The organism is Uliginosibacterium sp. TH139 (assembly GCF_002855595.1).
Lineage (GTDB): Bacteria > Pseudomonadota > Gammaproteobacteria > Burkholderiales > Rhodocyclaceae > Uliginosibacterium > Uliginosibacterium aquaticum.
Map to the genome: position 1 here is coordinate 520,620 of NZ_PKRR01000001.1, position 22,367 is coordinate 542,986.

At 64.4% G+C, this 22,367-nt stretch carries 20 protein-coding genes; 7 read left to right on the forward strand and 13 right to left on the reverse strand.

The window, feature by feature from the left end:
• Window positions 1-8: 8 nt before the first annotated feature.
• From C0V76_RS02425 to aas, 13 genes are all read right to left on the reverse strand, one after another.
• Complete coding sequence (locus tag C0V76_RS02425) at window positions 9-1,022, reverse strand: acyltransferase (protein ID WP_101940749.1); 1,014 nt, start codon at window positions 1,020-1,022, stop codon at window positions 9-11.
• Complete coding sequence (locus C0V76_RS02430; RefSeq protein WP_158239113.1) at window positions 1,009-2,079, reverse strand: acyltransferase family protein; 1,071 nt, start codon at window positions 2,077-2,079, stop codon at window positions 1,009-1,011. The genes C0V76_RS02425 and C0V76_RS02430 overlap by 14 nt, the downstream gene beginning before the upstream one ends.
• The gene (locus C0V76_RS02435) at window positions 2,076-3,095 is read right to left on the reverse strand and encodes a glycosyltransferase (protein ID WP_101940750.1); all 1,020 of its coding nucleotides are present in this window, start codon (window positions 3,093-3,095) and stop codon (window positions 2,076-2,078) included. The genes C0V76_RS02430 and C0V76_RS02435 overlap by 4 nt, the downstream gene beginning before the upstream one ends.
• The gene (locus C0V76_RS02440) at window positions 3,092-4,162 is read right to left on the reverse strand and encodes a glycosyltransferase family 1 protein (protein ID WP_101940751.1); all 1,071 of its coding nucleotides are present in this window, start codon (window positions 4,160-4,162) and stop codon (window positions 3,092-3,094) included. Before C0V76_RS02440 ends, C0V76_RS02435 begins: the two co-directional genes overlap by 4 nt.
• Window positions 4,155-5,390: a glycosyltransferase family 9 protein gene (locus C0V76_RS02445; RefSeq protein ID WP_101940752.1), complete on the reverse strand. Its 1,236-nt coding sequence runs from the start codon at window positions 5,388-5,390 to the stop codon at window positions 4,155-4,157. Before C0V76_RS02445 ends, C0V76_RS02440 begins: the two co-directional genes overlap by 8 nt.
• The gene (locus C0V76_RS02450; RefSeq protein WP_101940753.1) at window positions 5,387-6,814 is read right to left on the reverse strand and encodes a hypothetical protein; all 1,428 of its coding nucleotides are present in this window, start codon (window positions 6,812-6,814) and stop codon (window positions 5,387-5,389) included. Before C0V76_RS02450 ends, C0V76_RS02445 begins: the two co-directional genes overlap by 4 nt.
• Before the next feature lie 8 nt (window positions 6,815-6,822).
• Window positions 6,823-7,764, reverse strand: coding sequence for a glycosyltransferase family 2 protein (locus C0V76_RS02455; protein ID WP_101940754.1), 942 nt, complete (start codon window positions 7,762-7,764; stop codon window positions 6,823-6,825).
• Window positions 7,761-9,029 (reverse strand): oligosaccharide flippase family protein, encoded by a 1,269-nt coding sequence (locus C0V76_RS02460; RefSeq protein ID WP_158239114.1) that lies wholly within the window; start codon window positions 9,027-9,029, stop codon window positions 7,761-7,763. Before C0V76_RS02460 ends, C0V76_RS02455 begins: the two co-directional genes overlap by 4 nt.
• A gap of 73 nt (window positions 9,030-9,102) precedes the next feature.
• A complete protein-coding gene (locus C0V76_RS19830) occupies window positions 9,103-10,356 on the reverse strand; it encodes a hypothetical protein (protein WP_158239115.1) in 1,254 nt (417 codons plus the stop codon).
• A gap of 7 nt (window positions 10,357-10,363) precedes the next feature.
• Window positions 10,364-10,531, reverse strand: coding sequence for a hypothetical protein (locus tag C0V76_RS19835; RefSeq protein ID WP_158239116.1), 168 nt, complete (start codon window positions 10,529-10,531; stop codon window positions 10,364-10,366).
• Between the two features lie 53 nt (window positions 10,532-10,584).
• Complete coding sequence (locus tag C0V76_RS02465) at window positions 10,585-11,991, reverse strand: undecaprenyl-phosphate glucose phosphotransferase (protein ID WP_216821623.1); 1,407 nt, start codon at window positions 11,989-11,991, stop codon at window positions 10,585-10,587.
• 391 nt (window positions 11,992-12,382) lie between these two features.
• Window positions 12,383-14,536: an AMP-binding protein gene (locus C0V76_RS02470; protein WP_101940756.1), complete on the reverse strand. Its 2,154-nt coding sequence runs from the start codon at window positions 14,534-14,536 to the stop codon at window positions 12,383-12,385.
• A gap of 129 nt (window positions 14,537-14,665) precedes the next feature.
• Window positions 14,666-16,816: a bifunctional acyl-ACP--phospholipid O-acyltransferase/long-chain-fatty-acid--ACP ligase gene (gene aas / locus C0V76_RS02475; RefSeq protein WP_173893961.1), complete on the reverse strand. Its 2,151-nt coding sequence runs from the start codon at window positions 16,814-16,816 to the stop codon at window positions 14,666-14,668.
• Window positions 16,817-17,319: 503 nt separating this feature from the next.
• On the opposite strand from aas, the gene C0V76_RS02480 reads away from it, so the two are divergent.
• The 7 genes from C0V76_RS02480 to atpG are packed head-to-tail and all read left to right on the forward strand — an operon-like array spanning window position 17,320 to window position 22,357.
• Window positions 17,320-17,661 carry an ATP synthase subunit I gene (locus C0V76_RS02480; protein ID WP_101940757.1) on the forward strand — a complete coding sequence of 114 codons (342 nt, stop codon included), beginning with the start codon at window positions 17,320-17,322 and terminating at the stop codon, window positions 17,659-17,661.
• A gap of 1 nt (window position 17,662) precedes the next feature.
• Window positions 17,663-18,562 (forward strand): F0F1 ATP synthase subunit A, encoded by a 900-nt coding sequence (gene atpB, locus C0V76_RS02485; RefSeq protein WP_101940758.1) that lies wholly within the window; start codon window positions 17,663-17,665, stop codon window positions 18,560-18,562.
• A gap of 58 nt (window positions 18,563-18,620) precedes the next feature.
• The gene (atpE, locus tag C0V76_RS02490) at window positions 18,621-18,863 is read left to right on the forward strand and encodes a F0F1 ATP synthase subunit C (RefSeq protein WP_101940759.1); all 243 of its coding nucleotides are present in this window, start codon (window positions 18,621-18,623) and stop codon (window positions 18,861-18,863) included.
• A 46-nt stretch (window positions 18,864-18,909) separates the two neighbouring features.
• Window positions 18,910-19,383: a F0F1 ATP synthase subunit B gene (locus C0V76_RS02495; RefSeq protein ID WP_101940760.1), complete on the forward strand. Its 474-nt coding sequence runs from the start codon at window positions 18,910-18,912 to the stop codon at window positions 19,381-19,383.
• A gap of 3 nt (window positions 19,384-19,386) precedes the next feature.
• Complete coding sequence (locus tag C0V76_RS02500) at window positions 19,387-19,923, forward strand: F0F1 ATP synthase subunit delta (RefSeq protein WP_101940761.1); 537 nt, start codon at window positions 19,387-19,389, stop codon at window positions 19,921-19,923.
• Window positions 19,924-19,933: 10 nt separating this feature from the next.
• A complete protein-coding gene (gene atpA, locus C0V76_RS02505; protein ID WP_101940762.1) occupies window positions 19,934-21,475 on the forward strand; it encodes a F0F1 ATP synthase subunit alpha in 1,542 nt (513 codons plus the stop codon).
• A 12-nt stretch (window positions 21,476-21,487) separates the two neighbouring features.
• On the forward strand, window positions 21,488-22,357 hold the full coding sequence (atpG, locus tag C0V76_RS02510) for a F0F1 ATP synthase subunit gamma (protein ID WP_101940763.1): 870 nt from the start codon (window positions 21,488-21,490) through the stop codon (window positions 22,355-22,357).
• Window positions 22,358-22,367: the final 10 nt, after the last annotated feature.

Below are 22,367 nucleotides of genomic sequence, written 5' to 3' on the forward strand. Positions count from 1 at the left end.
TCCTGAGCTCAGCCGAGGCCGAGCAGGCGGTTGATATTCCAGCGTCGTGCCAGTGCCGCCAGCGCGAGCGGAACGCCGATGCCCAGTAATAGCTGGCTGGGCAGGATCAGCCACAGGGCTTCGATGTGCAGCAGTTTGACCAAAGCAATCCGGGTGCCTGCCACGATCAGTACATGCAGCACGTAGATGCTCATGGAGAACTGGCCCAGGCATTGCAACCCACTCAGGTGCTGGCCCCAGCAGCGGCAGGCGAGGATCACGGCGCCCACCCCGGCCAGGGTGGCGGGCAGGATCGGGAGATTGAGGCCGGGCGCGTCGCCGTGGTCCTGCACCAGAATGGAGACTGTGCCGCAGGCCAGCAGCAGCAGCGGCACCAGCACGGGCGCGACGCGACGCAGGGCGGCCTCGCCGGGCCACAGCGGGGCATTGCCGAGGAGGCAGCCGGCGAAGTAGGCCCAGGCCGGCATGGCAGTCCACACCAAGATGCTGGAGCTCTCCGGCCAGGCCCACAGGGCAGCGAGCGACAGCGCGCTGGCTGCGCCCAGACACAGGCCGCGCGGGATGTGCCGGCTGAGCAGGGCGAGCAGGTGCAGCAGGAACAGGGCGTAGAGGAACCAGAACTGGGCCGGCGGCTGCCACAGAAAGGAAATCAGGCGCTGCGCGTCGAAGGGGTACTGATGGTTGGTGTAGGCCGAGCCCAGATGGTTGGCGAGGCTTTGCAGGAAGCCCCACAGGAAATAAGGCCACACCACGCCGATCAGGGTGGCCTGGAGGAAGCGTCCGCAGCCCTTGGCGAGTCGTGCGTCCACGAGACTGCCGGCCAGCCAGAAGAACAGCGGCATGTGAAAGCTGTAGATCGCGTAGAACAGGTGGGCGCCGAAGCCGCTCCGTTCGATGAGGCCGGCGTCTCGCAGGCCGCCGAGGATGTGGCCTAGTACCACCAGTACGATGCCGATGCCGCGGGCGGCATCCAGCCAAGCGAGGCGTGCGGGCGTGGCAGCGTGCGTTTCAGGGGGCGCCATGGCAGAGTTTCCGGATCAAGCTGCGCGGGTAGAAAACAAACTGGCCAAGGCTGTGGCGGTTCAGCACGGCATGGTCGAACAGAGCCGGCAGCAGGATGGCCAGGATCAGGGCCAGCAGCGCCAGCCAGGGAGAGTCGCTGCGGCTGGCTATGGCGTGCTGGAGCATCGGGTGCAGCACCATGATTGGCAGGCTGCTGCGGCCCAGCCAGGCGGCGGGGGCCGCACCGCCTAGTGCGTGGCGTGCCAGCAGCAGGAAGCTGAGGGTGCCGGCGAGGGCGGTCAAGGCCGTCCACGCCGGGGTCGGGCCGATTTGAGCGTGGGCCAGCTCGAGGGTCCACGGCAGCAGCTGACGTGCGGACTGGCTGAAGGCCAGCGCCCACAGTGGCAGCAAGTACCACAGGGCCCGCACGCTGGGCGCGGGCCAGGCCATGAAGCTGCGCCCGAGCAGAATGAAACCGCTGATGAAGGGCACCACATTAGCCGACCAGGGCAGCAGGGCGTTTGATCCTGCGCCGTGCCAGGTCATCTGCTTGAGCGGCGGACTCTTGTCGATGTCATTCAGGCAGGCGGCGCCGATGCCGATCAGCAGCAGGGCGCAGGCGCTGAGCCAGCCCGCCTGCTGAGCGGCCGGACGCTGCTCGCAGAGGCGGATCAGCGGCCAGGCCAGCAGCATGCCCAGGGCCAGGGCGGGCAGGAACCACAGGGTATCAACACGCAGGCTGGTAGCCGTGCCGTACAGGATGCCCAGCAGCACATGCAGCAGGCGTGGCTGCGGGGTCGGCACGAAATTGCTGTCCAGGCCCAGCGCCAGGGGAAGGAAGGCCAGCGATACGATGCCGTAGATCCATACCAGCGAGCCGATCCGGATCAGCCATTGGCGCGGGCTGAGATTGCACAGGGTGAGGCCGGCGATGGCAAAGAACATCGGCATGTGAAAGGAATAGATCAGCCCGCGTAGCGCGCCATAGCCGACCAGCGGGCTGTGGCCGAGCACCACCAGCACCACGCCGAGGCCCTTGGCCACATCGATCCATTGCTGGCGCGGGCGGCTGCTCATGCGGCCTCCCCGTTGCAGGCTGGCAGGGGATAGGCAGGGCAGGTGCCGAGACGACCGCTTTCGCCATCGTGGCGGGCCGCCTTGAGCAGGCGCAGGCGTTGCGGGCGCCCCAGTGCCAGTGCATAGATCTGCAGGATGAGCCAGAAGAGCAGGCGATTGACGCGCATGACGAGGTCCGGTCTGCGGTTGCGCAGCTGTTCCAGGTGTGAGCGATTGCGGAATTCGTAGTACATACGCATGTCGCTGCTGCCGGTCAGCAGGGCCACGAACACGTTCGGATAGTTGGCGGCGGCATGGCCGGACTGATCGACGTCCACGATCCGCGCCTGCCGGTCGAGCACGATGCGGCCACCGGCGTCGGTGAGACGCAGGGTCCATTCGATATCGTCGTTGTAGAGCACGTAATCGGCACGCGGCAGGCCGATGCTCTCGGGCACGGCGCGGTGGAACAGCAGGCCGCCCCATGGCCCCCAGCGCACTTCGCCGCCCTGTGACTGTGGTGCGCAGCAGTGGCCCAGATGGCGCAGCAGCTTGTGGCCGATATCGGCCACATGAAAACCCAGGTAGCTGCTGCGCTCGCGCTGTTGCTGCGCCAGCGAGCCGGCCACGTAATGCTCGGGGCGGAAGGCCAGTACAGCCGAGTGCGCTGGCGCGCTCGGCATGTCCTGTGCAGTGTAGGTGGCAAGCAGACTCGCGAGGCAGCCTGGTGCCAGCACGTTGTCATCATCGAGCAAGCAGATGAAGCGCTTCGTGCGGGTCAGCGCGGCACGCATGCCGGCCGCGAAGCCGCCGGCCGAGCCGAGATTGGTGCTGTGATGGATGAGCTGTACGCGGCTGTCGAACTCGGCGGCGATGCGTCCGGCGAGGCCCGGCGCGGCGGCGTTATCCACCACTGTTACGCCGCCTGCGCCCTCGCTCAGGGCGGCGCTGATCACTTGGCGCAGCAGTCCCCAGCGCTCGCCGTAAGTCACGGTGACGATTTCGACTTCGCTGGGCGAGAGCGGTGCCGGCTTCATGTCAGGGCTGCCAGCAGTTGGCTGGCTGAATCGCGCCAGCGCCAGTGCGTGGCCTGAGCCAGGCTGCGATCGCGCGCAGCCCGGAGCCAGGCTTCGTCGCGCAGACTCTGCTGCAGCAGGGTGGACAGCGCCTGGGCATCGCCGGCCGGAAAGTAGCGCGCGGCACTGCCGCACACTTCCGGGATCGATGCCGCATTGGCCGCAATCACCGGGCAGCCCAGGGCCATTGCTTCGGCAGCGGGCAGGCCGAAGCCTTCGTAATAGGACGGGAAGACGAAACAGGCCGCGTGCTCGTAGAGCGCGCGCAGCTCGCCATCTGTGACATAGCCGACATGTCGCACGAAGCCGGGCAGGCTGGCGCCGGCGAAGATGCGCGGATCGGTGCCGCCGGCGATCACCACATCGAAGCCGCAGTCCGCCCCGAGTAATTCCACGGCACGCACCAGGGTGGCGAACCCCTTGTGCGGCACCATGCTGCTCACGGCCAGCACGTACGGCCGGCTGAGCAGCGCATGGCGCTCCAGCAGGCCGGCATCGGCCGCCACCCGCAGCATGTGCTCACCGCTCTCGGCCAGCACCCGGATCTTGTCGGCGCGCACATGGTAGGCCGTGGCAATGGCGCGAGCCGAGAACTGCGATACGGTCAGCACCCGCGGTGCGATGCTGCCCAGCCAGGGCATCAGCAGGCGATACCAGAGGCGGAAGGCGCGGCCATAGGATTCCGGCACCTGCGCCGGGGCCGCATCGTGGAGGGTCACGATCTGCTGGCGCTTGAACAGTGGCGCGGCATTGCACAAGCTCAGCAGTGGCAGGCCGCGGGCGGCCAGCGGCAGCTCAAGCTGCTCCCACAGCAGACCCTGGCGCCGACCGCAGGTTTCCACGGCGAGATGACGGAAACGGGCGCTCACGCCTTGCGGCACCAGGATGCGAAAACGCAGCGTGGGATGCGGCCGCTCCTCCAGCCAATCATCGAGTGCGCGCAGCAGTTCGAACGCGAAGCGGTCCACCCCGGTCGGGCGCCGGCCGAGGAAGCGGCCGTTGATGAGGATCTCGCGGGCCTCAGGCATGGGCGGCCTCCACCTGCTCGCCGAGGCTGGCCTCGATGGCTGCGAACACCGCGTTGGCCGGGGTTTCTCGCAGGCAGGCCATGCTTGCGCAGCCGGCGGGCAGGAAGCACGGAGCACAGGGCTTGGGGGTGGTGATGATGCGGCTATGGCGACCTGCCGGGCGCCAGCTACCGTCCATGATGCCGGGATAGATGCCGACGACCGGAATGGCGTGCGCGGCGGCAAGATGGGTGCCCATCGAGTCGAGGCCGACGAACAGACGGGCCTGGGCGATGCAGCCGGCAAGGCGCGTGAAATCGAGCTGGCCGGCGAGGCTCACGGCCGCTGCCGGCACGCGTGCGGCAATGCGTTGTGCCAAGGCTTCTTCAGCTGGGCCGAAGCCGAGCAGCACGATGCGCTCGCCACGCGCGGCACAGGCCAGGGCCAGTTCATGCCAGGCGGGTTCCGGCCATTGTTTGTGCGCGCCACCAGCGCCAACGTGAAAACACAGGAAGGGCGAGTGAATGCCGGCCGCCTGCAGCAGCTCGCGGCTGCGTGCGAGGGCCGTGGCGGGCAGTGGGCAGGAGGTTTGCAGATGGCCCAGATGCGGACGGCAGGCCGGTATCTGGGCAAGCAGGCGGCGATGCCACTCGAGGATGTGCTGGCCGGCGCAGTCCCATTCACGCGCATGGCTCAGCAGGCCGCCAAAGCCGCCGCTGGCCCAGCCCAGGCGCAGCGGGATGCGGGCACTGGCGAGCAGCGGGATGCTGTTGGGGAAGTAGGCGTAGAGATCGACGGCCAGCGCGTAGTGGTTGGCGCGGAGGGTCTGCAGGAGCGTGCGGCGCGCGCCAAGGTAGCGCAGCAGGCGGCGCCACAGTGATTGGCCGGAGCGGTCCAGCTTCCAGTGGGTCAGGCTGTGGATCTGGCCCAGCTCGGGGTGCTCGGCCAGCAAGTGGGCGGCGGCCGGATGGACCAGGAAATCGATGCGCGCGGCCGGGAAAGCTGCACGCAGCACCGGGATGGCGGCGCTGGCATAAATCAGGTCGCCGATGTGGGCCTGCATGCAGAGCAGGATGCGGTCGGGGGCGAGGCTGGCCGGCATGGGCCGGGCGAGGCTGTGCCGCAGGCCGGTGAGGGCATCGATCAGGCGCATCGCGGTGCGCAGCAGCGGGTTGAAGAACAGGTAACGGCCGCAGGCGAGGCCGGGGCGGGTGGCGCTGGGCGTGGGTAGCGGGACGGAGGCCGTCATGCGAAGACCCCGTCACTGGCCATCACCGGCCTTGCCTGCGGAGTGCGGCGCGGCACATACAGCAGAGCTGGGCAGCAGGCGATGGCGCACAGGAGGTAGAACATCACGCCCAGATCGAAGACCGAGGCGACCAGGCTGGCGATGATCAGTGCTGCCAGCACGCCGTGGCGCGCGGCGATGACCAGCGCACGCTGGGTGGCATCGATGCCGGCCGGCAGTTTCGCCAGCAGCACGCGGGCGAGGAAGGCTAGAAACAGCAGGCTGCCGGGCAGGCCTACGTTGGACACCAGTACCATTGGCAGGCTTGAGGCGCGGGCGCTGCCCATGCCGGCACCGAGTCCCCAGGTATCGAGGAAGGCCTGCCAGGAAATCTGGTTCCATTCCCCGCGTTCGATTGCCGAGGAGGAGCTGGATTTGTAGAGCAGGGTGTTTTCGATGATGTCCCAGGCCTGCTCGCGCACGGCCGGCAGCAGGGCCAGGATGGCGCCGATCACGAGCGCCGCCGCGAGGCCGAGGCCCAGGTAATGCCACAGATGGGTGTGCCCGCCCGGGCGCCAGCCCTCGCAGAAAGAGATCACCAGAACCAGTGCGGCATACACGCCGAGGCCGCCGTAGCCGGCACTGGAGGTGGCCAGCAGCAGGGCCAGCAGGCTGCCCAGGGCGAGCGGCCCGCTCAGCCGCGGCCAGCAGCGCTCGCGCCACAGCACGTAGCAGAAGGCCATCAGCGGCAGGGTAAAGCCGGCGAAGGCGGAGGCTTCCGGAAAGGTGCCGTTGATGCGTTTCACATTGCCAAAGGCTGCCTCCGGCATGAAGGCGAAGTTCGCCGTCTGCAGCGGTTCGAGCAGATTGCCAAGGCCGCTGTAATAGCCGCCCAGATCGATCACTGCGGCGATCAGATTGAGCCCGGCCAGCCACAGCATGGCGCGCCCGGCGCGCTCCAGCCCGCCTTCGAGGCGCAGGAAGACCAGGGCCACGGCGAACACCACCAGCTCACCGGCCGCATACACGCTCTGAGTGATGTTGCCAGAGCCCGGCGCGAGTGTTTCGACCGGCACGGCGCCGAGCACCACGCTTGAGCGGTTCATCGACACCACGTCCACCTCGCCGCCGAACAGGCGCGGCAGCACCGCCGCCGACACGAAGCCCCACACCACCAGCATTAACAACGGGAAGCCGGGCTGGCGCGGTGCCATCGCCTCGAACATGCTGTGCAGGTGGCCGAACTTCAGCACGCATAGCGCCAGCAGCAGCAGCACCGCAAAACCGGGCGCCACCGTGGCGCCGCCCAGCGCCGGCAGGCTGAAGGCCGCACTGCCGGCGAATACACAGGCCACGATCTGCAGGCTCAGCAGGCGCTCGGGGGCCGACCACAGCAGGCCGGCTCCCAGCAGCAGGAACACGACACCGATCCATTCGAGGCTCATCGTGTGTCCTAGCGGATGGACAGCACCCGTTCGGGGTGCAGGCGACCGAGGCCAGCATCAACGAGGGCCTGGAAATTGCCGCGCAGGCGGCCGGCGTAATCCTTGCGGCGATTCAGGCGCAGCGAGTTGAACAGGTTCGAGGCCAGGTTGCGGGCCGCCAGGCGGGCGCCGAAGCTGGTCCGCATGCTGCCCTTGCGGATCAGGTAGACCGGATTGGCGATTTGCGAATAGCCAAAGCGCAGGCCGCTGGTACGCGCGCCCTGAACCCCCATGTGCACCCCGCGGCAAGCCGGCTCGCACACCAGCTTGCCGTAGCGGCGGGCGCGGCCGGCAAAGTCGATGTCTTCCTGCCAGCCGTAGAGCGGCAGCTTCTCGTCGAAGCGTTGGGCAATCGCGATGGGGCCACGATAGGCCATGTTGCAGCCATAGAGGCCGTCGACCAGCTCGGTCAGCTGCTTGCCATGGGCCCAGTGGGATTCCGGTGCGCGTTTGCCGAGCAGGTAATCGCGCGCGGTCTGCTCATCGTAACCACTGGAGTGGATGCCATCGGCGAGCAGGTTGCCGCACAGGCCGACCACCTCTGCTGACTGCGCGAAGCGCTGGGCGCAAGACACCAGCCAGTTGCTGGCCGGGCGGAAGTCATCATCGAAGAACGCCACGAACCAGTCTGCCGGCTTGAGTTCATCGACCAGCGCGGCAAGGCGATCGAGGCCGGCGTTGCGCTGCAGGGTCAGGCCGGCGCGCCCGCACACGAGAACTTCTGCCTGCCCGCCATGCACCAGCGGATGGCTGCCGAGGCCCGCCACGTCGGCCGCGTCGGCGCCCACCACCAGGGTGCGCAGCGGCAGATAGCTCTGTGCCGCGATGTAGCCGAGCAGGTTAGCGGTTTCGACCGGACGGCCCTTGGTGGCGACGATCACGAAGGCTTGTGGCAGCGGGTTCTGGATCATGGGGTTTTCTCGCTTTCAGGATCGAGCAGGCGCTGCAGGATGCCCATGCGCCAACTGGTGAGCAGCAGCATGGCGGCCACCGCCAGCTCGCCGCCGACACGCGCGGCAGCCATGCCCAATGCGCCCCAGGCAAGGCCGGCCGGGATGGCGCAGAGCAGGCTGAGGCCGGCGCCGATGAGGGTCACGCGGGTCAGCAGACCTTCGCGGTGCTGTGGCACCAGCACATAGGCGCCGATGATCTGGTTGATGGCGGCCAGCGGAAACACGATGGCCAGCAGATGCAGCACCGGGACGCTGGCCTCGAAACCGGCGCCGAAGATCAGGCGCACCACCCAGTGCCCCAGCAGCAGGCTGGCCACGAGGCCTGCAAGGCCGATACCGCCCAGCAGCAGGGCGGCCTTGCGCACCATGCGGAAGGCCGCGCCCTCGTCGTGCAGGAACAGGGCCGTGATGCGCGGTACGAAGATCTGGCTGGCCGGGCCCATCACGCTGAGGCCCACACTGACCAGGCGTTCGGCGGCGCCGAAACTGCCCACTTCGCTGCCGCTCGAGAGCAGGCTCAGCAGGTAGGTGGAAGAGGCCACCAGCAGGGTCGAGCTGCAGGTGTACACGAACAGGGTGCTGCTGCTGCGCACCAGCGCCAGCCCGGCTGCCGGCGAGAAACGCGCCGGGCTGATCTCGTGGCGTACCCACCAGTGCGCCAGGGCCAGGGCCAGTACGCCGGAAACCAGCAGGCAGGCCAGCACCACCCAGGCATCGCCGGGCGCGCGCACCAGGCTGAGGATCGGGATCAGGCTCAGCACGAAGCCCAGCACCTCCAGCTTTACGGTGTGGCGCGGGCGCTCGCTGGCCGTGAAATACCAGCCCAGGTTGTAGGCCGAAACGATGCCCAGCAGCACCGCACAGACGCCGATCACCGGGTGGCTGGCGAGGATCGGCGAGGCCAGGGTGGCAACGATGCCACCACCGAGGGCCAGGGTCGACAGCAGGGCGCGTGCGGACACGTGCTGCCAGAAAATGCCGCCATAGCCGCTGCGCGGCGCGGTGGCGATCTCGCGTCCGCCGGCCGCTACGAAGCCCCAGCTGACGAAGAGCCACACCATGTTCATCAGCGACATGGCGGCCAGCACCTGGGCATAGCCCTCCACGCCGAGCACCCGTCCATAGAAAGGGGTGAGGATCAACAGGTAGAGGTAGCGCAGTGCATAGGCGAGGTACACGAAGAGTAGATCGGTGTGTTGCGAGGGCAGGGCGCGCGTGTTCATGGCTGGCCGCTCCGCTGCGTCGGAGCGGCTGGGGTGATGCAGGCTGGTGCTGTGCCCGGACATGGCGCCGGCCTCATGAACGCGCGCACGCCGGCGCAGTGGCGGGGCGCTCGAGGCTGAGCTTGCCGGCACCCTGCACCGCCGGGTAAGCATCCCAGCGCGCGACCAGGGGCCCCTTGGCATCGCGGAACAGATAGGCCATGGCTGCGCCACTGCCGCTCTGGGTGCTGAGCGGGCAGACATAGCGCGCCTTGCCGAGCTTGGCGTGGAGATCGCGGAAGGCGTAATAGGCCGGGCGCGGGCGGCTGTTGTTGTCGGTCAGGCCCATCGGCCCGTCCACCGAATCACGGGTACTGAACCAGCAGGTCGCCTCGGCACCGGTGGCGGCCCCCAGGACCATAGCCCGTGGCAGGTAGGTGGCCACGGCCTCTTCACTGAGCGGGCCGAGAGGCGCTTTCTCGCCGACTCCCCAGCCCCACTCGGTGATCCAGATTTCGGGGCGCTTGCCGAGTTTCTGACTGCCGAACTCGCGCAGGCGGCGCATCGCCGAGCCGAAGCTGCGGTCCGGGTCTACCACCTGGTAGGGGCGGGTCCAGTCGGTGTCATAGGTCACGGCGGTGAGTTCCGGGATGTCGCCGCCGGTATAGGGGTGGATCGCGAAGCCATCGATCTGGCGTGTCAGCCCGCGCGCCAGGAAGTGGTAGTGGATTACCCACATGTCATCGTCGGTGATGACCCGGATGCTCGGGTCAAAGAGTTTGATGCGCTGGGTAGCCTCGTCCACCATGCGCAGGTAGTGATCCACCCAGGGCGAGGGCGGTGCGCCATTCCAGTTGCCGCCGAATTTGTGGAAGAGATCGTTGTGTGGCTCGTTCCACAACTCGATCACGAAGCGCAGGCCCTGCGTGCGCAGGCGTCGCGCCATCTCGGCAGCATAGCGTCCGTAGGCCACCGGATCGGCCGAGTTGCCGGGCTTGGCCGGGGTGTTCGGGTAGGCCAGCGGATTGTCGTAGGCCAGCAGCATGACCAGCCCGATGTCGTGCTGGCGATAGAAATCCAGGCGTTGCTGGAACTCCGGCGGAAAGGCCTGGTACTGCCCCGGCCGCTTTTCGATGTCGAACCAGGCGACGGTGTCGCGCACCCACTTCACGCCCAGATCGGTGAGCATCGGCAGCTCGGAGAGCGGCTGCCCCTGCGAGAACTTGGCAGTCACGCACAGCGTGTCCTCGAAGCGCTCCGGCGCGGCATGGGCGGGGCTGGCCGCTACCAGGCAGCACAGGCCCAGCCAGGCCAGCCAGCCAGCAGGGCGCGAGCGGCGCTGGTTCATGCACGACTCACTCGACAGAGCGCGTGTGCGGAATCACGGCCACAACCGGGCTGGCCGGAGCCGGCTCGGCAGCGGCACTGGGCACTTGCGGGGCGCGCGATTGCGACAGGCTGGTGGCGACCATGAAGCCAAAGCAAGCCACGCAGGCAACCAGACAACGGATGATGATGTTCATGAGAGTTCTCCTTGAAACGAGGGGGGTAGAGCCTGTTCTTGACGACGTGTTGTTCAGTAAGCGGCGCTGTCTTTTGCGACCAGGCCGACGGTGCGCAGGATGATTCGCAGGTCCAGGCTCAGCGACCAGTTGCGCAGGTATTGCAGGTCGTAATAGATGCGCTTGCTCATGTGCTCGAGATCGTCGCCGCCGCGATAGCCATTCACCTGGGCCCAGCCGGTGATGCCCGGGCGCACCTTGTGGCGCACCATGTAGCCGGAGATCACGGTGCGATATTTCTCGTTCACCGCCACTGCGTGCGGGCGCGGGCCAACGATGCTCATGCGCCCCTGCAGCACGTTGATGAATTGCGGCAGCTCGTCGAGCGAAGTCTTGCGGATGAAGGCGCCAACTTTGGTGACGCGAGCATCGCCCTTGCTGACCTGGGTGTAGGCCTTGTCGCCGTCTTCGGTGACGGTCATGGAGCGGAACTTGTAGACGATCACTTCCTTGCCATCGAGGCCGTAGCGGCGCTGGGCAAAGATCACCGGGCCGGGCGAAGTGAATTTCACTGCCAGGGCCACGCCCAGCAGCAGTGGCGAGATCAGCAGCACGATCAGGCTGCCCAGAACCAGATCCTCGGCGCGCTTGATGATGCCGTTCACGCCTGTGAAGGGGCTCTCGCAGACAGCCACTGCGGGCATTCCGCTGACATGCTCGACGCGGCCCTGGATCAGTTCGGTCACGAACAGGTCCGGCACGAAATAGACCGAGGCGGTGGTGTCGCGCAGGCTCTGCAGCAGGGCCAGGATGCGGGGCTGGGAGGCCATCGGCAGGGCGATGTAGATCTGATTGACGGCGTTTGTCTTGACGTAGCTGGCCAGATTGTCGATGGCGCCGAGTACCGAGCGATCACCGATGTGATGGCCCATGCGTTCGCGCGGGCGGTCGTCGAAGAAACCCAGAAAGCGTGAGCCGGCGTAGCGATCCTGCTCGAAGTGGGCGGCCAGTTCCACGCCGGTATCGTTGGCGCCCACGATGACGACCCTTGAGGGGTCATGGGCCAGCACCCGCAGCAGGCTCTGGCGTGCAATTTCGTGCGAGGCGAGCAAGGCGGCCAGGGTGGCGAGTTGCCAGGTCAGGATGATGTCGCGGTCGTAGAAGTCCAGATAATCCGTGACATAGCCGATGAAGTAGAGCGTGGCGCACAGCACCAGCCAGGCCAGGCTGGCCTTCAGCGCCATGCGCCAGCGGCTCTCCGAAATGCGCAGGATGCCCGGAAAGAGCAGCAGGAAGGTCAGCAGGGAGAGTGCGAAGTAGTGGCGGTCGAAGCTGCCCTCGTGTGCCAACACGCTGATGATTAGGGTGACCACCGCCAACACCGGGCCGAGCAGGGTTTCGATCAGCCCAACCAGCGGGAAGCGCGAGCGCAGATTGTCGGTTTCCCCGGACCAGGAAATGGACGACGCGGCAGCTTGCATGGTGGGCCCTCCGTGTGGAATTCACCGTTTTTGCCATGCCCGCATGACACTTGTGCGACGATCACACAGGGGCGGAAGGGCAGGTAAACTTGTTCCAGATCAAGCACGGGTTGTGCCACGCAGCATGGATGCATAGGGATCTATGCGCCGAGTGAGAAGCCCCAGCGCGCGCCAGCTTGGGGAAATCCCGGATTGCTGCCCGGAAGGGCGTGTTGTGCAGTGCGGAACTATTTCACGGAAATAGCCGCTCTAAAAAAGAGGTTTTTGCGCAAGCCTGGTGCTTGGCTGCACGGAAGTGTGCACTTCGGGCGTTTTTCAGAACCTGCTCAGGGCGTGTAGTCGAGGGCATCCTGTGCATGGACGCCCCCGCCGCGAGCCCGCTAACGGACGCTCAGGCGGCCGCGAGGCGCTTCAGTTCCGGATAGTCCACCTTGCCCGAACCCAGCAGCGGCAAGGCGTCGAGGTAAACAATACGACGCGGTACGGCCAGCTCCGGGCTGCCCTTGCTGCGAGCCGTGGCGAGGAGTGTTTCGCGCGCGAGGCCGGTGGCCGTGGTGTAGAGCAGGATGGTTTCGCCGCGCTCGTCGTCGCTGAGCGCGATGGCGGCATGCTGGCCCTCCGGTGCAGCCTCGCCAGCCAGCAATTCCACGGCGCCGAGCGACACCATCTCACCGGCCACCTTGGCGAAGCGTTTGACGCGGCCCAGCACATGCACGAAACCCTCTGCGTCGATCTCCACGATGTCGCCGGTGTCGTACCAGCCCGGGCCTATTTCGGAGTGCGGCGGCTGCAGGATGCCGGGCGCGTCATGGCGCAGATAGCCGCTCATGAGGTTGGGGCCGCGCACATGCAGCTGGCCGCTTGGCTGGCCATCCTTCGATTCCACGCCGGGCAGGGGCTGGATGCGGTATTCGATGCTGGGCAGGAACTTGCCGACACTGCCCGAGCGATAGGCCATCTGGGTATTCACGCTGAGCACCGGCGCACATTCGGTGGCGCCATAGCCTTCGAAGATGCGCGTGCCGAACTTCTCAAACCAGGCCTGGCGGACGCTATCGGTGATCTTCTCGGCGCCGGCCACCACGTAGCGCAGGCGGTAGAAGTCGAAGGGATGGGCGTGCTTGGCGTAATTGGCCAGGAAGGTGTTGGTGCCGAAGAGAATCGTGCAGGACGCGTTGTAGGCCAGCTCCGGGATCACCCGGTAGTGCAGCGGCGAGGGGTAGAGAAAGACCTTGGCGCCGCATAGCAGCGGGATCATGCCGCCGCAGGTGAGGCCGAAGCTGTGAAAGAGCGGCAGGGCATTGACAATCACGTCATTGACCGAGAAATCCAGCACCGAGCGCAGCTGCGACACATTGGCGAGGATCGCGCGGTGCGAGAGCACCACGCCTTTGCACTTGCCTTCCGAGCCGGAGGTGAACATCACCACCGCCGGATCTTCCGGGCGCGAGGCAGGCACCGCGGCAAGCGGCCGGTGGCGGGCGAAGCACAACCACCACAGGCGGTCAGCGAGGCTGACTTCGCGGCGCAGGTCTTCAAGGTAGATGAATTCCACGCCCTGCAGGCGGGCGAGTTTGTCGCCGAGCTTGAACTGCTCGATGAATTTGCGCGAAGTGATGATCTGGCGGATACAGGCAGCGCTGCAGGCGGCCTGCATGCCGTCCACGCCGGCAGTGTAATTGAGCATGGCGGGCGGGCGGCGGAAGGCGCCAAGGCCGAAGACCAGCGCCAGCAGGGCCGCCACATTTGGTAGCAGCACGCCGAAGCGTTCATTCTCGGCGCTACGTGCGGCGAGTTTGCGGCCCAGGACCAGTGCGGTGCGCAGGATGTCGCTATAGGAGTAATCGACATGTTCCACGTCTCCCAGGAGGCGCCAGTTGCGGCCCTGGATGCGGGCTGCTTCGAGCAGGGCTGCAAGCAGGGTCTGCTCAGCGCGGCCGGCGAACATCAGGTCGGTCATCACCCGGTGCATGGCCTGGCCAGCCAGATAGTGCTGCTCGCCGTGGGCCGCCTTGGCGGTTTCGATGAGTGTTGGTTCCTGCACGAAGAGGCGGATCTTCGGGAACAGCGAGCGCGAATAATGGCCCTGCAGCAGCGAGAAGTAGCTGCGCGCAGCGCCCTCGATGCGAACCGGCAGGAGGGTGGCACCAGACTTGGCGGCGATGAAGCCGGGTCCGTCGTAAGTCTTCATCAGGTTGCCGGTGGTGGTGATACGGCCTTCGGGGAAGATCAGCACCGGCCGGCCGGTTTCGATCAGCCGGATCACCGTTTTGAGTTCCATCGGGTTGTTCGGATCGATGGTGAGGTAATCGACCAGGCCGCGCGCGAAGAAGCGGAGCACACGGCTGCAGCTCGCCGAGCTGTATACGACGACGACCGGCCGTTGCGGCAGGAACAGACCCAGCAGCAGCTCGTCGAGGAAGGATTCGTGGTTGGCCACGATCAGCAGGCGCTCTGCGCGGATATCGGCTTCGCCATGTACCTGCACCCGGAACACGAGGCGGAACAGTGGGCGCAATAGGCCCTTGAGGATCAGACGCAGCATCGGGTCTCCAGCAAATTCTGTTTCAAGCCGCACGCTGCGATGGCGGGCGGACGGGTGTCTCGATATAGGTGCGACTTCAGTCGCACACCGGGGCCGGCGGCGAACTTAAGTTCGCCCTACGAAACTTGCTCAGGCCGTTTCGGCCCATTGTTTGAGGGTCACATAATCGGTCTTGCCCGAACCGAGCACGGGCAATTCGTCGACCACGACAATCTTGCGCGGCACCGCGATCTCCGGCGAGCCGGCGCTGCGTGCGGCGGCCTGAATCAGGTCACGGGTCAGCATCTTGTCGGTGGTGTAGAGCAGGATGTTTTCGCCGCGCGCCGCATCGGGCTGGCTGGTGGCAGCATGCACACCCTTGTCCGATGCCTGCAGGGCCAGGCGTTCGACGACTTCGAGCGAGATCATCTCGCCGGCCACCTTGGCGAAGCGCTTGAGGCGGCCAACGATGAACAGATAGCCATCGGCATCGATGTCCACAATGTCGCCGGTGTTGTACCAGCCGCTGCCCAGCTCGGAAGAGGGCGGTTCCAGCACACCTGGATTGTCGGCGCGCAGATAGCCGCTCATCAGGTTCGGCCCGCTGACATGCAGTGCCCCGCCCAGCTCTACGCCCGGCACCGGCATCAGCCTGGCTTGCATGCCCGGCAGAAGCTGGCCCACCGAGCCGGTCCGATACGCCATACGGGTATTCACGGCGAGCACCGGCGCGCACTCGGTCGCGCCATAGCCCTCCAGGATGCGAATGCCGAATTTTTCGAACCAGTTCGTGCGCACCGTCTGGGTCAGCTTCTCGGCGCCGGCGATCACGTAGCGCAGGCGATAGAAATCATACGGGTGGGCATGCTTGGCGTAATTCGACAGGAAGGTGCTGGTACCCAGCAGGATCGTGCAGTTGCGGTCATACACCAGCTCGGGGATGACGCGGTAATGGAGCGGTGACGTATACAGAAATACGCTGGCGCCCGAAATCACTGGCAGCAGGCCGCCCACTGTGAGGCCGAAGGAGTGGAACAGCGGCAGGGCGTTGAGCAGCTTGTCTTCCGAGGAGAAGTCCACCACCGCACGCGCCTGCTGGATGTTGGCGAGGATCGCGCGGTGCGACAACACCACGCCTTTGGGCTTGCCTTCCGAGCCGGAGGTGAACAGCACCACGGCCGGATCTTCGGCATTACCGCCGGGCGCAGCCAGGGCCGGGAAGCGCAGCGCCCAGAGGATCAGCCAGGCCTTGTCCCAGGCCGTCATCTCGGCTTTGAGGTCTTCCAGATAGATCAACTCGTAATGCTGTTCGAGTACTGAAATCTTGTCTTCCAGCTTGGCCTGTTCGATGAAGCCGCGCGAAGTCACGATGCGGCGGATGGTGGCCGCCTCGCAGGCTGCCAGCATGCCTTCCGCGCCTGAGGTGTAATTCATCAGCGCCGGCACCCGGCGGAAGGCGGACAGGCCCAGGATCAGGCCAAGGGTTGGGGCCAGATTGGGCAGGAGCACCCCCACGCGCTCACCCTCGGCGCACTTGCGGCCAACCAGGCGGCCCAGTGCGAGCGTCATCTTGAGCAGATCGCCATAGCTGTACTCGATCTGCTTGATGTCCTCCACCAGCCGCCAGGAGCGGCCATGGATCGAGATCGCAGACAGCATTGCCTCGAACAGGGTCTGGTTCGGCCGGCTGGCGAAGATCATTTCCTGCATCAGGCGGCGCATGGCCTCACCGGCCTTGCGCCGGCGCTCACGGCTGCTGCCTTCGGAGGGCCACTCGATGCGCGTGGTCGGCTGGATCGAGATCGTGATGCGCGGGAAGAGCTGGTGCGGATGCTTGCCGGATAGGCGCGAGAAATAGGTGCGCGCTGCGCCATCGATGCGCACCGGCAGGATGGTAGCTCCGGTTTTTGCGGCCACGAAGGCGGGGCCGTCGTAGGTCTTCATCAGACTGCCGGTGGTGGTGATGCGGCCTTCGGGAAAGATCACGACCGGGCGGCCGCTGTCGATCACGCGGATGACGGTTTTCATGGCCATCGGGCTGGTCGGGTCCACGGCCAGGTGGTCAACGGTCTTCAGCAGCAGGCGGAAGAACAGGGTCCGGGCCACTCCGGTATGGACTACGAAGAGTGGACGTTGCGGAAGCGTGATGCCCAGCAACAGGCCGTCCAGGAAAGACTCGTGGTTGGCGATGATCAGCAGCTTGCTCGACGAGACGCGCGGATTGCCGCGCACCTCGATGCGGAACAGCACGCGGGCGATGGCCCGCAACATGGTGATACCAATGCGCTTGCCCAGCGTCATTGAAGGACTCCCTCAGTCTTGTCAGGAACTGCACAAACTGCGACGCAGTCGTGACTTTCAGCGCGCGACTTTAGCGCAAACTCCGGCGTATGGCTGCGCTGCACCGCAGCAAGCGCGGATCGCCGCAATTCTGGCAGCCGCCCTCACCTGTACAGATGCCCGCACATTTTGAAATCTGGCCTATCTGTTGCTTTACGAGTTCCCGTTGCGGTGCTGCGTTTGCGTCGCAGCGGGGCTGTGCTTGATTTATGTCGAAAGTGGAGTGGTGAATTGCCTGAAAAGTAAATGCTGTTGCGCACAATCAAGGCGGATTTGTAAAAAATGTCGAACGACTCTTCTGGCGGGCCGAGCCTTGATCTAAAAGACCTTCGCTTGGATAAAGCAAAAAACATCAAAACTGTTAGGGGTTTGCCGCGGTGCCGCATGATTGACTTGCCCCAAAGACGCTCCTAAGATGGCGCGGCTCTAGGCTGTAAAAGCCCTACTCGCCGCATTGGTCAAGGATGTTGAAGCTCGTAGCCCTGCAAGCACTTGCAGCCCTGATCGGCGTTGTAGCAGCTGCCCTGCTATTTGGTTTGCGCGGCGCAGCATCGGCAGGTTTCGGAGCTCTGGTCTGTGTGTTGCCGACGGCCGTATTCGCGCTCTGGTTGCTGCGAGCGACGAAGCGCACGGGCCAGGCGCAAACAAGCGCATTTTTTACGGGAGAAGTCCTCAAGACACTGCTCTCGTTAGTGATTTTGGTTCTGGTGGCGGCCTTGTATCCGGGCGTTCATTGGGGCGCACTGGTGATGGGTCTGATCATCACCCTGCAAGCGAATTTTTTGGCTTTTTTGGTGAAACCTTGACATGGCTGCTGAACACGACGTCGCCCAGCACACCGTAACTGCGGGCGAATACATTGCTCACCACCTGACCTTCCTGAACGGAACGGGTGCTGTCCAGAAGAATCTGGTCGATTTTGGCCTGATCAATTATGACACCGTGTTCTGGGTGGTTTTTCTGGCAGTACTTGGCGGCTTCGTTTTGTGGCTGGCCGCGCGTCGCGCGTCCTCCGGCGTGCCGGGGCGATTCCAGGCCGCCGTTGAACTGCTCGTCGAAATGGTGGGTGACCAGGCCAAGGGGCTGATTCACAGCGCCGAATCGCGCAAGTTCGTGGCGCCGCTCGGACTCACCATCTTCGTCTGGGTGTTCCTGATGAATGCCATGGACTTCCTGCCGCTGGATCTGATTCCGCGCATCTGGGAAGGCCTCTATGCCGGTATGGGTCATGATCCTCACCATGCCTACATGCGTGTTGTGCCGACTGCAGACATCAACGCCACGATGGGCATGTCCGTCACTGTGCTGCTGATCTGCCTTTACTACAACGCCAAGATCAAAGGCATTGGCGGCTGGGCCCACGAGCTGGTCAGCGCGCCCTTCGGCACCAGCAAGAATCCTATTCTGGCCGTGGTGCTGGGTCTGGTGAACTTCGCCATGCAGCTCATCGAATTTGCAGCCAAGACCATCTCGCACGGGATGCGTCTGTTCGGCAACATGTTTGCCGGCGAACTTATCTTCATGCTGATCGCTCTGATGGGGGCTGCCTGGACTGGCGCAAACCTGCCGAGCATTCTGCTGTTCTTTGGGCACTTCGTTGCCGGCTTTGCCTGGGCTGTATTCCACATCCTGGTCGTGGTGCTGCAGGCCTTCATCTTCATGATGCTGACCCTGGTGTATGTCGGCCAGGCGCACGAAAGCCACTGATTTCCAGTTTTACCCACCCTTTCAACGCTTCATCAATCACTTACGCTTAGGAGTCAACATGGAACAAGTTTACGGTCTCGTCGCACTCGCTTGCGGTCTGATCATCGGTCTGGGCGCTATCGGTGCCTGTATCGGTATCGCCCTGATGGGTGGCAAGTACCTCGAGGCATCCGCACGTCAACCCGAGCTGATGAACGCCCTGCAGGTCAAGATGTTCCTGCTGGCTGGCCTGATCGATGCCGCGTTCATTATCGGTACCGGTATCGCCCTCTGGTTCGCGACCTCCACGTTCCTGAAGTGATCTTTCCTGATCGTTTCACTCTTCATCACCAGGAAAGGAATCTGCCGTGAATCTGAACGCAACCTTCATTGCGCAGATCGTGGTGTTCTTGACGTTCGTTTGGTTCACGATGAAATTCGTGTGGCCGCCGATCGTGAAGGCCCTCGACGAACGCGCAAGCAAGATCGCTGACGGACTTGCTGCGGCGGACAAGGCAAAGAACGATCTGGCTCTGACCGAGAAGCGTGTTGGCGAAGAATTGCGCAAAGCGCGCGAATCTGCTGCTGATGTACGTGGCGGGGCCGAAAAGCAGGCTGCAGTCATCGTGGAAGAAGCGCGTGCCGAAGCGGCGCGTATTGTTTCTGCCGCGCGTGAAGCCGCCCAAGGCGAAGCTGCCACTGCTGCCCAACGCGCCCGCGAAGAATTGCGCGCCGAAGTGGCCGCACTGGCTGTTGCGGGTGCCGAGCGCATCCTGCGCCGCGAGATCGATGCCCAGGTCCATGCCGAGCTGCTGACCAACCTGAAACAGGAACTTAACTGAGCCATGGCCGAAAACGTCACCCTTGCGCGTCCTTACGCCGAGGCCGTCTTTGCGCTGGCGCGGGATGCGAGCGCGCTCGCATCCTGGGGCGAACTGCTTGAGCGTCTGGCTGCCGTAGCGGCCGATGCGCAGGTCAGCGAATGCCTCGGCGACCCGCGTTTTGCTGCTGCCCAGCTGACCCAGCTGTTGCTGGAAAGCTCGGGTGTGCAGGCCTCGGTCGAGCAGGCCAACTTCGTACGTGTCTTGGTTGAAGCCGAGCGCGCACAAGTCCTGTCCGAGATCAGCGAGGTGTTCGGTCAGCTTAGGGATGCCCATCAAGGCGTCAAGGACGCAGTCGTGACTTCCGCTTTTCCCTTGGACGACGCAGCCCTGGCCCGTCTGTCTGCCGATGTGGAGGCGCACTTCAAGTCGAAAGTGCGCGTCACCGTGCAGATTGATCCGGACCTGATCGGTGGTGTGCGTATCGCCGTGGGCGACGAAGTGATCGATGCCTCCGTGCGCGGCAAGCTTGCCGCCATGGCCGCCGCGCTACAGAACTAGGAGCACATTCATGCAACTCAATCCTTCTGAAATCAGCGATCTCATCAAGAGTCGCATTCAGAACCTGCAACTCGGCGCGACTGAACGCAACGAAGGCACCGTGGTCTCCGTGACTGACGGGATCTGTCGCGTGCATGGCCTGGCCGACGTGATGCAGGGCGAAATGCTGGAGTTCCCGAACAACACTTTCGGCCTTGCTCTCAACCTTGAGCGCGATTCCGTGGGTGCCGTGGTACTCGGCGAATACACTCACATTTCCGAAGGCGACACGGTCAAGTGCACCGGCCGCATTCTGGAAGTGCCGGTCGGCCCCGAGCTGATTGGCCGTGTGGTCAATGCACTGGGTCAGCCGATCGATGGCAAGGGCCCGATCAACGCCAAGCTCACCGACAAGATCGAAAAGGTCGCTCCGGGTGTGATCTGGCGTAAGTCGGTGTCGCAGCCGGTGCAGACCGGTCTGAAGGCTATCGACTCGATGGTGCCGGTGGGCCGTGGCCAGCGCGAGCTGATCATTGGCGATCGCCAAACGGGCAAGACCGCCGTGGCAGTCGACACCATCATCAACCAGAAGGGCAAGAACCTCTTCTGCGTGTATGTGGCGATCGGCCAGAAGGCTTCCACCATCAACAACGTGGTGCGCAAGCTGCAGGAACACGGCGCGATGGAATACACCATCATTGTCGCTGCCTCGGCTTCGGATTCCGCTGCGATGCAGTACATCGCGCCGTACGCCGGCTGCACCATGGGCGAGTATTTCCGCGACCGTGGCCAGGATGCGCTGATCGTTTATGACGATCTGACCAAGCAAGCCTGGGCCTATCGCCAGATCTCGCTGCTGCTACGCCGTCCGCCGGGCCGCGAAGCCTATCCTGGCGACGTGTTCTACCTGCACTCGCGTCTGCTGGAGCGTGCCGCACGAGTTTCGGAAGAGTATGTCGAGAAATTCACCAACGGCGAAGTCAAAGGTCAGACCGGTTCGCTGACCGCTCTGCCTGTGATCGAAACCCAGGCGGGTGACGTGTCTGCCTTCGTGCCGACCAACGTGATTTCGATTACCGACGGCCAGATCTTCCTCGAAACCGACTTGTTCAACGCCGGTGTTCGTCCCGCTATCAACGCCGGTATCTCGGTATCGCGTGTGGGTGGTGCGGCTCAGACCAAGGTCGTCAAGAAGCTCTCCGGCGGTATTCGTACCGACCTTGCGCAGTATCGTGAGCTGGCTGCCTTTGCGCAGTTCGCTTCCGACCTGGACGATGCAACCCGCAAGCAACTCGAGCGTGGCCGCCGCGTGGTGGAGGTGCTCAAGCAGGCTCAGTACGCACCGCTGCAGACCGCTGAAATGTCTGCGACCCTGTACGCGATCACCCGTGGCTATGCCGACGATGTCGACGTCAAGAACATCCTGCCCTTCGAAGCGGCCCTGCATCAGTATTTGCGTGGCAGCCAAGGCGAATTGATGAGCAAAATCGATTCGAGCAAGGATCTGGACGCTGACGCTGAAGCCGTGTTGAAGGCCGCGATCATCGAGTTCAAGAAGAGCTGGAACAACTGATCAGGACACATCATGGCTGGCGGAAAAGAAATCCGGACCAAGATCAAGAGTGTTCAGAGCACCAAGAAGATCACCAAGGCCATGGAGATGGTGGCCGCATCCAAAATGCGCAAGGCGCAGGAAAAGATGCGGCACGCCCGTCCCTATGCCGAGAAGGTGCGTCGTCTGGCGGCTAACCTCTCGAATGCCAACATCGCTGATTACAAGCACCCCTTCCTGACTCCGCGCGAGACGGTGAAGGGGGCTGGCCTGATCCTTGTCACGACTGACAAGGGTTTGTGCGGAGCGATGAACACCAACATCCTGCGGATGACGGTGAACAGCATGCGGGAATGGCAAGCCGAGGGTGTGAAGAACATCGAGGTCACGGCAATCGGCAATCGGGGCTACGGCTTCATGCAGCGCATGGGTGCAAAAGTGGTTTCGCACCTGGTCCACATCGGTGATACGCCGCATCTGGACAAGCTGGTGGGCCCGGTCAAGGTGATGGTCGATAAGTATCTGGCCGGTGAGGTCGATGCGGTCTATATCGCTTACACCCGATTCATCAACACCATGCGCCAGGAACCGGTGATCGAGCAGCTGCTGCCGCTGACCGGTGAGCGCATGGGGGCGCCTGCACACTCCTGGGATTACTTCTACGAACCGGATCCGCAGACCGTCATCGACGAGCTGTTGCTCCGCTACCTGGAAGCCTTGGTGTACCAAGGGGTCGCGGAAAATATCGCGTCCGAGCAGAGTGCCCGCATGGTGGCGATGAAGGCTGCAACCGACAATGCCGGTAACGTCATCAAGGAACTCCAGCTGGTCTACAACAAGACCCGCCAGGCTGCGATCACGAAAGAAATTTCGGAAATCGTCAGCGGCGCCGCAGCGGTTTGAATTTAGTTAT